16 protein-coding genes are annotated in these 13285 nt (G+C 43.5%); all 16 read right to left on the bottom strand.

Going from position 1 to position 13285, the window contains the following annotated elements; all coding sequences use genetic code 11:
- Nucleotides 1–84: 84 nt before the first annotated feature.
- On the bottom strand, nucleotides 85–627 hold the full coding sequence (pyrR, locus tag ACTWPX_RS03405) for a bifunctional pyr operon transcriptional regulator/uracil phosphoribosyltransferase PyrR (protein ID WP_443118520.1): 543 nt from the start codon (nucleotides 625–627) through the stop codon (nucleotides 85–87).
- A 223-nt stretch (nucleotides 628–850) separates the two neighbouring features.
- Complete coding sequence (locus ACTWPX_RS03400) at nucleotides 851–1762, bottom strand: RluA family pseudouridine synthase (protein ID WP_443118519.1); 912 nt, start codon at nucleotides 1760–1762, stop codon at nucleotides 851–853.
- Nucleotides 1759–2232 (bottom strand): signal peptidase II, encoded by a 474-nt coding sequence (gene lspA, locus ACTWPX_RS03395; protein ID WP_443118518.1) that lies wholly within the window; start codon nucleotides 2230–2232, stop codon nucleotides 1759–1761. Before lspA ends, ACTWPX_RS03400 begins: the two co-directional genes overlap by 4 nt.
- Before the next feature lie 144 nt (nucleotides 2233–2376).
- Nucleotides 2377–2904: a DivIVA domain-containing protein gene (locus ACTWPX_RS03390; RefSeq protein WP_128522841.1), complete on the bottom strand. Its 528-nt coding sequence runs from the start codon at nucleotides 2902–2904 to the stop codon at nucleotides 2377–2379.
- A 76-nt stretch (nucleotides 2905–2980) separates the two neighbouring features.
- Nucleotides 2981–3757 carry a YlmH family RNA-binding protein gene (locus ACTWPX_RS03385; protein WP_281975608.1) on the bottom strand — a complete coding sequence of 259 codons (777 nt, stop codon included), beginning with the start codon at nucleotides 3755–3757 and terminating at the stop codon, nucleotides 2981–2983.
- Nucleotides 3758–3833: 76 nt separating this feature from the next.
- Nucleotides 3834–4103 (bottom strand): YggT family protein, encoded by a 270-nt coding sequence (locus ACTWPX_RS03380; protein ID WP_128522843.1) that lies wholly within the window; start codon nucleotides 4101–4103, stop codon nucleotides 3834–3836.
- Nucleotides 4104–4106: 3 nt separating this feature from the next.
- Complete coding sequence (locus tag ACTWPX_RS03375; protein ID WP_443118517.1) at nucleotides 4107–4553, bottom strand: cell division protein SepF; 447 nt, start codon at nucleotides 4551–4553, stop codon at nucleotides 4107–4109.
- Between the two features lie 21 nt (nucleotides 4554–4574).
- A complete protein-coding gene (locus ACTWPX_RS03370; RefSeq protein ID WP_443118516.1) occupies nucleotides 4575–5246 on the bottom strand; it encodes a YggS family pyridoxal phosphate-dependent enzyme in 672 nt (223 codons plus the stop codon).
- A gap of 21 nt (nucleotides 5247–5267) precedes the next feature.
- Nucleotides 5268–6065 (bottom strand): peptidoglycan editing factor PgeF, encoded by a 798-nt coding sequence (gene pgeF / locus ACTWPX_RS03365; RefSeq protein ID WP_443118515.1) that lies wholly within the window; start codon nucleotides 6063–6065, stop codon nucleotides 5268–5270.
- Nucleotides 6066–6122: 57 nt separating this feature from the next.
- Nucleotides 6123–6398 carry a YlmC/YmxH family sporulation protein gene (locus tag ACTWPX_RS03360; protein ID WP_443118514.1) on the bottom strand — a complete coding sequence of 92 codons (276 nt, stop codon included), beginning with the start codon at nucleotides 6396–6398 and terminating at the stop codon, nucleotides 6123–6125.
- 559 nt (nucleotides 6399–6957) lie between these two features.
- A complete protein-coding gene (gene sigG / locus ACTWPX_RS03355) occupies nucleotides 6958–7737 on the bottom strand; it encodes an RNA polymerase sporulation sigma factor SigG (protein ID WP_443118513.1) in 780 nt (259 codons plus the stop codon).
- A gap of 82 nt (nucleotides 7738–7819) precedes the next feature.
- Entirely contained in the window at nucleotides 7820–8539 is a 720-nt protein-coding gene (sigE, locus tag ACTWPX_RS03350; RefSeq protein ID WP_128522849.1) for an RNA polymerase sporulation sigma factor SigE, read from the bottom strand.
- 17 nt (nucleotides 8540–8556) lie between these two features.
- Complete coding sequence (spoIIGA, locus tag ACTWPX_RS03345) at nucleotides 8557–9501, bottom strand: sigma-E processing peptidase SpoIIGA (protein WP_443118512.1); 945 nt, start codon at nucleotides 9499–9501, stop codon at nucleotides 8557–8559.
- A gap of 703 nt (nucleotides 9502–10204) precedes the next feature.
- Nucleotides 10205–11362, bottom strand: a complete 1158-nt coding sequence (gene ftsZ / locus ACTWPX_RS03340; RefSeq protein WP_443118511.1) for a cell division protein FtsZ — start codon at nucleotides 11360–11362, stop codon at nucleotides 10205–10207.
- Nucleotides 11363–11437: 75 nt separating this feature from the next.
- Nucleotides 11438–12736 carry a cell division protein FtsA gene (gene ftsA, locus ACTWPX_RS03335; protein WP_128522852.1) on the bottom strand — a complete coding sequence of 433 codons (1299 nt, stop codon included), beginning with the start codon at nucleotides 12734–12736 and terminating at the stop codon, nucleotides 11438–11440.
- Nucleotides 12737–12928: 192 nt separating this feature from the next.
- A complete protein-coding gene (locus ACTWPX_RS03330) occupies nucleotides 12929–13285 on the bottom strand; it encodes a small basic family protein (protein WP_128522853.1) in 357 nt (118 codons plus the stop codon).

Raw genomic sequence — 13285 nt, 5'->3', positions numbered from 1 at the left:
AAAGAGGTAGTCATGTACAAAGACATGAGCATCATTACGAACCTTTTAAGCCTCACGGGACTTCTATTAAAGGTCAGAAATTATTTACTTATCGTAGATTTTCACTTCATCCATCTCGTCTGTTTCAGAGAGCGTGACAGTGATGATCTCATCAAGCGATGTCGGTACATTTTTACCGACATAATCCGCCCGGATCGGCAATTCGCGATGGCCGCGATCCACTAATACGGCCAACTGGATTTGACTTGGACGCCCAAGGTCGATCAGGGCGTCCATTGCGGCACGCACAGTCCGACCTGTGTATAGCACATCATCAATAAGGATAACTTTTTTACCGTCGATATCTGCCTGGATATTCGTAGCTTTCAATTGTGGCTCCGCTTCGTTTTCCTGTGGCGTCAGATCATCCCTATACAGGGTGATATCCAGCTCTCCGTCCGGCAGATCCGCCCCTTCTATTTCCTGGATTTTATGCTTTAACCGCTGGGCGATCGGAACACCCCTGGTTTTGATTCCGACTAGTACGAGGTCTTCAATTCCTTTGTTCTTTTCGATGATTTCATGAGATATCCGCGTTAATGCTCTGCGAATCGCTGCATCATCAAGCACGGTAGCTTTTGGGTTCATAACTGTTTCCTCCCTCGTCATAGAAAAAGCCCCTCTTCCGCATAAAGGCAGAAAAGGGGCTCCTGATACACACAGTTTGTGCATCCATCGTCACCTTTCCAGCCTCACGGGACTGTGTTTAAAGGTCTGTTCAATTCTATTGATGATTATGTCAAAGCTTTCATGCTTTGTCAAGGGTGCTTTGTGTGTTCCTACCGGTAAAGTCGCAAAACTATACGGCGGCTTACAATTCTTTTGTTTCTAAATAGGAGAGCGTTTCTTTGAAGTCCTGCGGTGGTTCGACTTCGAATTTCTTCCACTCGCCCGTTCTCGGGTGTTCAAAACCAAGAGATTTGGCATGGAGCGCCTGTCCGTTCAAATCCAATGTTTTTCGCGGACCGTATTTAGGATCACCGGCAAGCGGATGACTGATATAGCGCATATGGACCCGTATTTGGTGAGTCCTTCCTGTTTCAAGAGTACATTCTACCAACGTAAAGTCTGTGAAGTGACGCAGTACCCTGAAATGTGTAACTGCATCTCTCCCACCATCCACCACCGCCATTTTCTGGCGATCTTTCGTGTCACGTCCGATCGGGGCTTCGATGGTACCATATTCGTGATGGATTTCCCCATGCACGATGGCTTCGTATTTCCGCTCCACTGTTTTCTTTGAAAGTTGTTCAGCCAAAGATTTGTGGGCGCGGTCATTTTTTGCAACCATGATAAGACCACTCGTGTCTTTATCAATCCGATGCACGATTCCGGGACGTTCGACTCCATTGATTCCTGAAAGGTCTGTACAATGATAAAGCAAAGCATTTACAAGTGTTCCTGAATGATGCCCTGCAGACGGGTGGATCACCATCCCGGACGGCTTATTGACGACAATGACGTCTTCATCTTCATACACGATATGAAGATCGACTTTCTCAGGGAGAATATCCATTGGCTCCGGTTCAGGTACAGCCCAGGTGATCGTATCTTCTGGCTGGACTTTATAATTACTTTTCACAGCTTTCCCATCTACAAGGACGACATGGTCTCTCAACCAGCCTTGAATTTGAGACCTGGATGAATCTGGAATGACTTCAGTCAAAAGTTTATCAATTCGCTTGGATTGATCGTTTTCTGTTACCACATATTTTTCACTCAAGAGTTCAAACTTCCTTTCTTTTTCCGCTCATCAATGAACGTAGCGATCATTACGAAAATGACGCCGATTACCAGAGCTGAGTCAGCAACATTGAAAATGGGAAAATTATAAGAAAAGATATACGTATTCGCGAAATCGACAACCTCTTTCCGGAACACACGATCGATGAAATTACCGATGGCCCCTGCCAAAATCAAAGAAAGGGCGATGCCGATAAACCGGCTTTCTTTTCCGTATTGATGGAGATAATAAATGACAAAGCCTATGACAACGACTGTAATGATATAGAAGAACCACATTTGGCCTTGCAAAATCCCCCAGGCTGCACCCTGATTCCTATGTGAAGTCAAATAAAAGAAGTTCTCAATGATTTGTATGCTTTGTCCGATATCCATTTTTGTCACTACGAGCCATTTTGTCCATTGATCGATAAAAATGAGCAGAATGGCGATTATATAATACACATACATAAGCGTCCTCCATGAAACTTATTCCCAGGTTATTGTATCATAAAAAGATAGGCCCTGGCTTAAAAAAACAAATAGGAAAGGTGCCGCTCCGGGGCGGCACCTTAGTAAAATAAAATGGATGATTTCAATATGTACACCAACTCTTTACGACTGTTGAGAACTGTACTCTTTTTCCATTTCTCTTTTGACTTCTGTCTCATCCTCGATTTCTGTGTCAAACAAATGGTCCCAGTCATCATTTTCAATCATGTCGATTTGGGCTTCAACAAGCATCCGTAATCTCATCTTGAACACTTTCGCCTGTTTTTTCATCTCTTCCACTTCAATTGAAATGCGGCGTGATTTTTCCAATGCTTCATTGATGATGCGATCTGCATTCTTCTCCGCTTCCTTGACGATCAGCTTCGATTCTTTATTCGCACTGTTCTTCACATCTTCTGCTGTTTCCTGGGCAACGAGGATCGACTTGTTCAAAGTCGTTTCGATATTATTGAAATGACCAAGCCGTTCGTTCAGCTGATCCACCTCACGTTCTAACTCTTTCTTTTGACGAATGACAATTTCATAATCTTTGATTACCTGGTCTAGAAATTCATTGACTTCGTCTTCATCGTACCCTCTGAATCCTCTTGTGAATTCTTTGTTATGAATATCCAGTGGTGTTAAAGGCACACCAACCACCTCCTCAACTCAATCCATTACGTTAATGGTTCGACATGAACCTACTAAATCCTGCTTTCCGTAACAATTAATTTAATTTAGCTGTCGTCACTTTATACTTCTCTTTCTTAGTCTGACCGAGAACATCATCCAAACGGCTTCTCCCTTTTCCCCGAAGAGAAATGAGATCCCCTGCTTCTAATGAAAATGCGGTATCTTCAACCGTACGGAAGTTGACCTTCACTTGGCCGCTTTCAATAAAAAGACTTGCTTTTTTACGGGACATCCCATAAATTTCCTTCACCATTACATCAAGCCGCAAGGAGGAGACCGTTGTTTCTTTCGTCAACCAGGTCTCTTCACTTTCCAAGCGTTCTGTCATCGGCTTTTCTTCAAACTGGACAGTTGAGCGTTTGATACCTGTGAGGTTCATTTTGATGTAATCACTGATTTCTTCAGCTGTGGTGATTTGTATTTTTCCATCCTGTACCACTAGGTCACCGAGTTTCTCACGCCTTATCCCTAGGGACATGAAAGCACCAAGGACATCCCTATGTTCAAGAGTTATGAATTTTACAGGATAGGTGGCTTCAAGTAATGTGAGCTTAAAGTCATCTGTTTCGACGACTTCATAATCCGGAGCAATAATCGCCCGTTTTCGTTCGCTCTGTTCACCCCCACCCTCCATTCCATACACTAGATCCGCATCATTACCCATAATGGCATGGAGAATCATCTGCTCCCTCGGGTTTAAAAAATCAGTCAGTTTACGCTGGTACTTCATGCTGACATCATCTTGCCAGGAAAGGACCTGCTCGATAAATGGGCGCTCTTCTTTTCGAAAATGCTGATAAATGTCTGACATCCGCAACAACCTCCATAATCACTAAAAGGAACAGATACCAGAGCGAGGTTAGTTGCTCTACAATCTGTTCCTCGTATTAAAGTCCCATGATCATTTGATACAATTCACCAAGACCTGCTGACGCGAAACGCAGTACAAGAATGGCGACGATCGGTGAAATATCGATCATACCTAGTGGAGGAATAATCTTGCGGAACGGTTCCAGGAAGGGTTCCGCCAATTTAGCCAGGACCTCTCCGAAGCTGGACTCTCTCGCTCCAGGAAACCAGGACAGCAGGATATAGATAATGAGAATCCAACTGTATATTTGTAGTGCTGTCATTAAAATGTTAAACAAAAACGCCATGGGTTACCACCTTCTATTCATGTCATCGTCTTCCTGTGAAATTATTTCTGAAATGGATCCAGAAATCTCCACATTATCTGGAGTGCATAGGAATGTTTGAGACCCCAATTTTTGAATGTCTCCACCTATAGCATATACCGTCCCACTTAAAAAATCTACTATCCTTTTCGCCTGTTGATGATCGACACGTTGTAAATTGATCACCACAGCTTTGCGGTTCACAAGCTGATCGGCAATGTTTTGTGCTTCATTATAACTGCTCGGTTCACTCAATACCATTTTGGATGAACTTTTGGCACTCTTCAAGCTTACTACATTACCTTGATCCTGTTTTTTTGCACTTCGCTTTTGGTTATAATCCTCTTCCATCTCATCTTCGACTTCTTCTTCAACGTACTCATATTCATCGTCCAGCGTGAAAAAAGAACGGAATTTATTTTTCATACTCATCATGATCACCTCTGTTTAGTTTTATTCCCCGACAAGGCTTGATCCTATCCGTATATGTGTAGCACCTTCTTCAATGGCAAGTGAATAATCATTGCTCATCCCCATAGATAAATATTCGCAAGGCGCATGGGAATAGTTCTTGGCCCTAACCCTGTCCCTGAGTGCTCTCAACTGACGGAAAACACCCCGCAGCTGCTCTTCATCATCTGTATGAGGGGCCATGGTCATTAAGCCTACGATTTTGACATTTTCATAATTTTGAAGGGTTTCCACAAATGCTTCTACTTCAGATGCTTGTACACCATGTTTCGATTCTTCCTCACTGATGTTGACTTGTAAGAAACATGGCACCGGTGAAACCGCTCTTTTATTGATTTCTTTCGCCAGCGATTTCCGATCGAGAGAATGGATCATCGATACTTGCTCGATTACATCTTTCACTTTTCTCGATTGCAGCGTACCGATAAAATGCCAAGTTGCATTTGCACCAATGGCTTCATACTTCTCAAGCAGTCCTTCTTTACGGTTTTCACCTAAATGCTTGATCCCTGCATCCAAAGCTTCCTGCGCTCTTTCAGTCGAGACATATTTAGTCACTGCTATGATGGTGATTTCATTTATAGGGCGTCCACAATTCTTACATGCTTGTCTGATTTTTTCTTCAATGGCTGCCAAATTCTCTTCGACCGTCATTCCGATACTCCTTCCCGTCAATCAAGTCCTCAAACCAATAAAACCGAGCATCCGCCCCGTTTTTCCCTGGTCCCGCCGATGGGAATAAAATAAATCATTTTCCTCGTATGTACAAAATCCCGATACCTGGATATTTTCAGCAGGTATCTTTTTTTCTATCATCATCTGCCGGTGGAGGTTTTTTAAATCCAGTTGATATTTTCCGTTGGTGTTTTGCGTAATACACTTGTCCCTATGAACATCCGGCACTTTATCAATAACTTTTTGGTCGACTTCATAATGTTTCATCCCGATGGAAGGGCCGATTACGATATGAATGTTTTCACGTAGACAGCCTTGCTCTGCAAGCGCTTCGATCATCTCCCCGGCCATTCCGTTGACGGTTCCTTTCCACCCCGCATGGGCGACTCCCACCCACTCGGCTTTGGAGTCGTAAAAAAATAAAGGAACACAGTCCGCATAGAAGGCCGCTAATAAAAGTCCAGGCTCATTAGTGATCAAACCATCCACACCCTGGACAGCTGTACTCAAAGAGTCAGTCCCTGCCCCAGCATATGTGTGACCGACAGCTTTCACTCCTGTACCGTGGACCTGTTCTCCGATGACCCACTGATCAAGGGACACACCCAGCTCCTCTGCAAGTCTCCTCCTGTTTTCTAAAACATTTTCCTTTTCATCATCGACATGGAGCCCCATGTTTAAAGTTTCATAAGGCCTTGGGCTATGCCCGCCATTTCTAGTTGTTAAACCTGCTAGCACTCTCGAAGATCGGTCATAGCAAGTAAGTCGTCTGTTGGATTTCTGTTTGAAGGGTTCCACTTTTACACCACCTCAATTTCACTCCATTTTAACACATAATTCAGCTTATTTCTTGTTTTATTCGTCTGAATCTGTCTTTTGGGATGTGGAAATACCTTTATAGCCGGATTTTTTCACTAAAATCACATCTGCACCGATGTTGACAATTTGGTCCCATGGAATCACCATTTCTTCTTCTTTTCCAAAAAGGCCCATTGCCTTCCCTTTAAGAGTCAACACGAGCCCTTGCAGCCGACCTCGCTGAGTATCGATATCCAAGTCACTGATATAACCTAAGCGTTCTCCTGTTTCCATTGCAATAACATCTTTCATTTGAAGCTCCGTGATTTTCATATTTAATCACACTCCTCACTTTTACTATATGCAGAGATAGCCGAGAATAGAAAAGCGTAAATGGAGTGCTTAGAAAAGCTAAGTAAGGTTGATAATGCATAACCGCTTATTCCACAAAAAAACATTTCTGCAGAGACGAGGCTACTGATAAACCCTTTTCAATCTAGAGGAACTGTTATTGTTTGGTGTTGCTTCTCACGAATCGCTTGTCGGTGGATGCTTGCCGTTGAATCAACGAGGCGAATCAAAAAAGAGACTGGGACATAAGGTTAAAAGAGTGAAATCATCAAAATAAAAACGCAGTAAATCAAGATTTTCATATCAGATTTCCTGCGTTTTATTCATTTTAAAAGGGTTATGTCCCAACCTCTGCGTGTACAAGAGACAGTGGAATATTCACCGTCAATAAAAAGCGAATACTAAAGCACATGGAGGAGTAAGTGCCCAAATGTTTCATCGAAATGATAAAAGAAGCCGAATTGGACGATAAAATCGTCCAATTCGGCTTCGTTATTTGATGCATAACTCTAGGGCTCACAGAGATAGAAGCATTTTTCCATTATTGAAACATGGAAGAATTCATCTCTTTGATGGCCGCTTTTTCTAGACGGGACACTTGTGCTTGTGAAATCCCGATTTCTTCTGCTACTTCCATTTGGGTTTTACCTTGGAAGAAACGTTTATTCAAAATCATTTTTTCTCGGTCGTTCAGTTTCTTCATTCCTTCTCTTAATGACAGCTCATCCAGCCAGACGGAATCCTTTTCACGATCATCTTTGAGTTGATCGACGACAAAAATCGGATCTCCACCGTCATTGTAAATCGGCTCAAAGAGAGAAACCGGGTCCTGAATCGCATCCATCGCAAAAACGACATCTTCAGGGGGAACTCCCATGCGTTCAGCAATTTCATGTGGGGCCGGATCTTTACTTGTTTCACCGATCATCTTCTCGCGCATCTGCAAAGCTTTGTAAGCGGTGTCCCGAAGTGACCTTGAGACACGGATAGGATTATTATCCCGTAAGTATCTGCGAATCTCGCCGATAATCATCGGTACCGCGTAAGTAGAAAATTTCACATTATGGCTCAAATCGAAATTATCGATGGATTTCATTAGTCCAATACAACCGACTTGGAATAAATCATCCCCGTATTCTCCTCGATTATTAAAGCGCTGAATGACGGACAATACTAAACGAAGATTTCCGTTGACTAATGTTTCCCTGGCCTCAGTTTCTCCACTTTGCAAGCGTTCAAACAGGGCCCTCATTTCTGGATTCTTCAGTACCGGAAGTTTTGATGTATCTACGCCGCATATCTCTACTTTATGTCGTGTCAATGTAAGACCCTCCCAGGAAGCTGTAATCAGTTCTCAGTATCTCCCTGGGAGGAAAAATTATGCATGACTCATGACATTATAATTACACCATCTTATCAAATTCGCGCTGCAGCCTCCGGATGATTTTCTTTTCAAGCCTTGATATATAAGACTGTGAAATTCCCATCATATCTGCCACATCTTTTTGAGTTTTTTCTTTTTTTCCAATTAGTCCGAATCGCAATTCCATGATTTGTTTTTCACGATCGTTCAGCTGCTCAAGGGCTGACAACAATAATTTTTTATCGATTTTCTTTTCAATTCCCTTTGTGATGATATCCTCATCAGTCCCTAAAATATCCGAAAGTAACAATTCATTCCCGTCCCAATCGACATTGAGAGGTTCATCAAAGGAAACCTCAGTCTTAAGTTTATTGCTTTTTCTAAGATGCATTAAAATTTCATTTTCGATACAGCGGGAAGCGTAAGTAGCGAGTTTGATTTTTTTCTCAGGATCAAACGTATTGACTGCTTTGATTAAACCGATCGTACCGATACTTATCAGATCTTCTATATTCAACCCTGTGTTTTCGAATTTACGAGCGATATACACGACGAGTCGGAGGTTGCGTTCGATCAACATCGCCCTCGCTGCTTTATCTCCCTTTGGCAGTAGTTCCAGCAATTCCTTTTCTTCTTCTCTGGATAGAGGTGGAGGTAAAGCTTCACTCCCTCCGATATAATAAATTTCGTCCTGTTTGATACCCAGCTTCATAAGTAAACGATAATACCATAACCTGGCCTTAAAGAACCACTTAAACATTGAATCCCCCTCCTGGATCATGCTGATTTCCCTTTTACCATCAAGTGCGGATGAATAAGCATTTGATAAAGTCGATCATGGGTCAAATCTTGATGCTGCACCCCGAGTAACGGGTGCTTCATCTCTAAATCTCCTTCACTTGTTCTCACGCTGATCTTGTCGACAAGCAACGTCACCAACAACTTTCCACTGACACCAGCGGCTTGATACGGAACTAATCGTATCGAGGATTGAACCTCTTCAGACAGCTTATCCATAGATGTGAGCACATTATCTACTTCTAAAAGGTTCAGCTCATCTTTTTCGAAAAATTGGTTCCACACAAACGGGTCTGCGAGAAATACCATTCGGCGGCTGACCGGGTCTATCAATTGGTTGCCGCTATCTACCAACCCTTTACAATGTGCTGAACGTCCGTTCCATTCCACTGTTACCTCATAAATATCCTCAAGCTTCATACGATGAACACTGACTTGACTCAAACGCCATTTGGTAAAATAATAAGAACAAGGAAACCCGACTAGAACAAACAACCAACTGATTGGATCCCCGTACCCACCACTGAATGTAACGACTGTTCCTCCCTGGACGTTGATTTCTGTCGCTAGAAAATAATGCACGCCCATCATACTTCCACCGATGGCAAAGGTAATAAAATAAAAGCTGATCCATTGGACAAAAAACGCGCGGAGAGAGGTAAAAGAAAAGGTAACCCAAATGATGAGCATTGAAAAAGTGATTTTCCCTACACTGCTCACCAACCACGAATCAGGCATATAAATCGTAATCGGGACAATCGCCGAGGCGATAAAAGCACCTGAGAGCATTCGTGTTCTTGATGATTTCGCTCTTGTCATCCCCTGTGTAAGCGATAGAATCATTCCATCCATCAACAGATTGAGCAACCAAACAGCATCAAGGTATATAATCCCCTCTCCTCCTTCCATGTCTGCTGTTACCAAAAGTATAAGCCTGTCCACTTAAAAAGTCTGTCATAATCTGAACCTGTCACTAGCAAGTTTTGTAGAAGCATGGAAAGAATATTCCCAGCCTTCCCATGAAGATCTAACTTCACTCAACATGAATACTCAGTTTCGAAATACCTTGGGTTGGAGAATGGGTTGCTGGGAACCACTCGCTTTCCGTGGGAGTGCGGTGAGCCTCCTCAGGCTAACGCCTTCCGGGGTCTCACCATGCCCTTTTTTCCCACTGGAGTCTCGCGGTTCCCCATAACCCATTAGTCTAATGAGAACATCGAAACTGCCCTGCAAAAGAGATTGGAGCTTCCATGAAAAGGCTCTATCTTTACGATAATTCTACACATGGCAAGGTGCACGAGGGAACGTCCAGACTTCTGCGGGATGAGCGATTTAGGTGAGAACCCGGAGAGCGTAAACACTTAGCTTTAAATGGGCTGGTGAAGAAGCAGCGAGACTCCCGTGAGAGAAGGAGGTAGGCGAGCTCCCGCCCGAGGAAGCTTGCCAGATCTCCCACAGGAAAGTGTTCAAATGCGGAATCGTCCTGGTAGACACTCCATACGACATTGAACCCCGGTCACCTAGGAATCGAGTCTTACGCTATCCTGGCAGATAGTTGAATAAAATGAAAAAGAAGACATAAAAAATCCCGCTGCACTTGGGAGAGTGCAGCGGGATTTTCGTGATATTATCTGCGACGATTACGATTTCTTAAGAAAGTCGGGATATCAAGAGTGTCTTCTTCTTGATTCGGCTTTTGTTGTTGTGGTTGAGGCGCTTGCCGGCGAGGTTGTTCTTCTCGTACGGGACGCTCTTTCTGTTGTTCGATCGGCTTAGATTGGTGCACAGGATTTGATGTCGGGCGTTTTTTCTGTTGACCCTGTTCAATTTGTGCTTCATCAAACCCAGTAGCGATCACTGTCACTACGATTTCGTCTTTCAAGTTTTCATTGATCACTGAACCGAAGATGACATTCACTTCCTGGTCTGCCGCAGAGGTTACGATATCAGCAGCTTCCTGGACTTCATAAAGGCTCAAATTCGCTCCTCCACTGATATTCATCAAGACGCCATGAGCACCATCAATGGATGTTTCGAGTAGTGGTGAGGAGATGGCTTTCTTCGCTGCTTCGGCTGCTCTGCTTTCTCCTGTCGCAATACCAATTCCCATCAATGCAGAACCTTTGTCGACCATGATTGTTTTCACGTCGGCAAAGTCTACGTTGATCAACCCTGGTACAGCGATCAAATCTGAAATACCTTGTACACCTTGTCGCAGTACGTTATCCGCTTCACGGAAAGCTTCAAGCATTGGTGTGTTTTTGTCAACGATTTCTAACAGACGGTCGTTAGGAATAACGATCAATGTATCTACTGCGCCCTTAAGGCTTTCAGTACCGCCACTCGCTTGTGTAGAACGTTTGCGGCCTTCAAATGTGAACGGACGGGTAACGACACCAACAGTCAAAGCACCAAGTTCTTTGGCAACTTGAGCGATGACAGGAGCCGCTCCTGTACCTGTTCCGCCACCCATACCAGCTGTTACGAATACCATATCCGCACCCTGGAGAGCTTCTTCGAGTTGTTCTTTGCTTTCTTCAGCAGCTTTGCGACCGACATCCGGATTGGCACCTGCACCCAGTCCGCGTGTCAATTTGCCGCCGATTTGCATTTTCACTTCCGCTTTAGAAAGGTTCAATGCCTGTGCATCCGTGTTGACAGCGATGAATTCAACGCCTTGGACACCGTGCTCGATCATTCGGTTGACAGCATTGCTTCCGCCGCCACCTACTCCGATTACTTTAATGGTTGCTAGTGAGTCCATGCTTGTATCAAAATCTAACATCTTCCGTTCCTCCTAATACACGAGATTACAAGATTTATTGGTTCGTCCGTCCATCGACCGACTCAAACTTGTTCATTAATCAAAGAAATACTTCAAAAGATTACTGAAGCCTGATTCCTTTTTCTTCTCTGATTTTTCATTTTCTTCCTTAGGCTGTTGTTGCTTAGCCGTACGTTTTTGCTTTTTAGGTTGCGGTTTTTCATGGTAGTCATCTGATACGGAAGGAAACATCTCTTTTCCTTGTATTTTCGCATTACGATACGCGAATTGCAAGATTCCTACTCCACTAGTGAACTGAGGTTCACGTACGCCGATATAATCCGGAATGGCGAGTCTCACATTGGCATGAAATACATCCTGGGCAAGTTCAAGAACACCCGGCATATTCATCGCGCCGCCAGTCAGTACAAAACCACCTGGCAACTCTCGTACACCCATCCTTTGAATTTCTTCAGCAGCAAAGACCAAAATTTCTTCTAGTCTAGCTTCAATCATATCAGAGATTTGCAATTGATTGAATGCCTGCTGCCGATTACTTCCGATAATCGTGACAGAAAAATTTTCCTCTTCATTGGCATCATCAAAAAATGCATGGCCGTGCTCGATTTTCACCTGCTCTGCTTCTTCGGTCGATGTCCTCAGCCCGATTGACAAATCTTTGGTTAGATTATCTCCGCCGAAAGGCACCATGCTCGTCCCTTTCAAATGACCTTCTTCGAAAACGGAGATGGTTGTCGAACCTCCCCCTACATCAATCAAGGCAACTCCGAGGTTGGTTTCATCTCCAGATAGTGAGACAGTTCCAGAAGCTAACGGTTGCAAGCATACATCCAACACTTCCAGCCCTGCTCGTTCCACACATTTAAGCGTATTATGTAAAACGGTCTTCGCGCAGGTAATGATCATGCCTTCCATTTCCAGACGGACGCCAATCATACCGCGTGGATCTGTAATTTCATCTTGTCCATCCACGATGAATTGACGCGGGATGACATCAATGATCTCGCGTTCTGGAGGAATAGACACGACCTGGGCAGCATCGATGACTCTAGTAATATCTTCATTACCGATTTCTCTGCTTTCGCTCGAAACTGCCACTACACCATGACACGGTTGAAGTTGAATGTGGTTTCCGTTCACACCGACAACGACACGGTCGATTGTCATATCCACCATACGCTCTGCTTGTTCAACAGCGGATCGTATCGAATTCACCGTTTGATCGATGTCTACGATCGCGCCTTTTTTCATTCCGTTCGATTTGGCAGTGCCTACCCCAATAATATTGAGGCTGTCATTCATAATTTCTCCTATGATCACTTTGATTCGACTTGTACCTATATCTAAACTTACTAAAATTTCATTTTGATTCACCAGTGACGCACCTCCTGTAACAAGCCATATGAGTAGTTCAAAGCATATCGAATTCACGTCAAAAAAACAATCTTTGAAATACAAACGTAAATGAATTGATATATTGTGTGGAAAAAATGAACGGTTTATGAGAAAAAAACTAGTTCATTAGTTGTTTTCCACAGACTTTCGTGAATTTCCTCTTAATTACGCTTATTTTTTTCTGATTTTCGTTAGTAATTTCTGGTCGATGAGTTTTCTTCGGATAATGGCTAAATTTTGAAACAGCCGAAAACCGAAAGCGAAGACAGCTGCCAAGTACAAATCCACTCCTAATTGGACACCAATGAAAGCCAATAGCGCTGCCAAAGAAATATTAAAGAAGAACCCCGTCAGAAATACCGTTTCATCGAAGGCCTTCTCAAGGTGTGCCCGAATACCGCCGAACAATGTATCGAAAGCTGCCAAAACGGCGATGGACAAATAATCCGAATAGGCATCAGGAATCCGCATATCTGTCAAGATGCCCAAAGATAGACCGATGACTAAGAATAAAATCGGCAACCACAC

The sequence above is a fragment of the Halobacillus sp. H74 genome, from assembly GCF_052246715.1.
GTDB classification, from domain to species: domain Bacteria; phylum Bacillota; class Bacilli; order Bacillales; family Halobacillaceae; genus Halobacillus; species Halobacillus litoralis_A.
Note: the sequence above shows the minus strand (reverse complement) of the source record. Positions and strands in the feature narration are given on the sequence as shown.

Excerpts from the sequence above, each read along its gene's own strand:
- ACTWPX_RS03360 (WP_443118514.1), bottom strand. The coding sequence starts at position 6,398 with ATGAAAATCACGGAGCTTCAAATGAAAGATGTTATTGCAATGGAAACA.
- ACTWPX_RS03375 (WP_443118517.1), bottom strand. The coding sequence starts at position 4,553 with ATGAGTATGAAAAATAAATTCCGTTCTTTTTTCACGCTGGACGATGAA.
- ACTWPX_RS03380 (WP_128522843.1), bottom strand. The coding sequence starts at position 4,103 with ATGGCGTTTTTGTTTAACATTTTAATGACAGCACTACAAATATACAGT.
- ftsZ (WP_443118511.1), bottom strand. The coding sequence starts at position 11,362 with ATGTTAGATTTTGATACAAGCATGGACTCACTAGCAACCATTAAAGTA.
- pyrR (WP_443118520.1), bottom strand. The coding sequence starts at position 627 with ATGAACCCAAAAGCTACCGTGCTTGATGATGCAGCGATTCGCAGAGCA.
- sigE (WP_128522849.1), bottom strand. The coding sequence starts at position 8,539 with ATGTTTAAGTGGTTCTTTAAGGCCAGGTTATGGTATTATCGTTTACTT.
- ACTWPX_RS03385 (WP_281975608.1), bottom strand. The coding sequence starts at position 3,757 with ATGTCAGACATTTATCAGCATTTTCGAAAAGAAGAGCGCCCATTTATC.
- lspA (WP_443118518.1), bottom strand. The coding sequence starts at position 2,232 with ATGTATGTGTATTATATAATCGCCATTCTGCTCATTTTTATCGATCAA.
- ACTWPX_RS03370 (WP_443118516.1), bottom strand. The coding sequence starts at position 5,246 with ATGACGGTCGAAGAGAATTTGGCAGCCATTGAAGAAAAAATCAGACAA.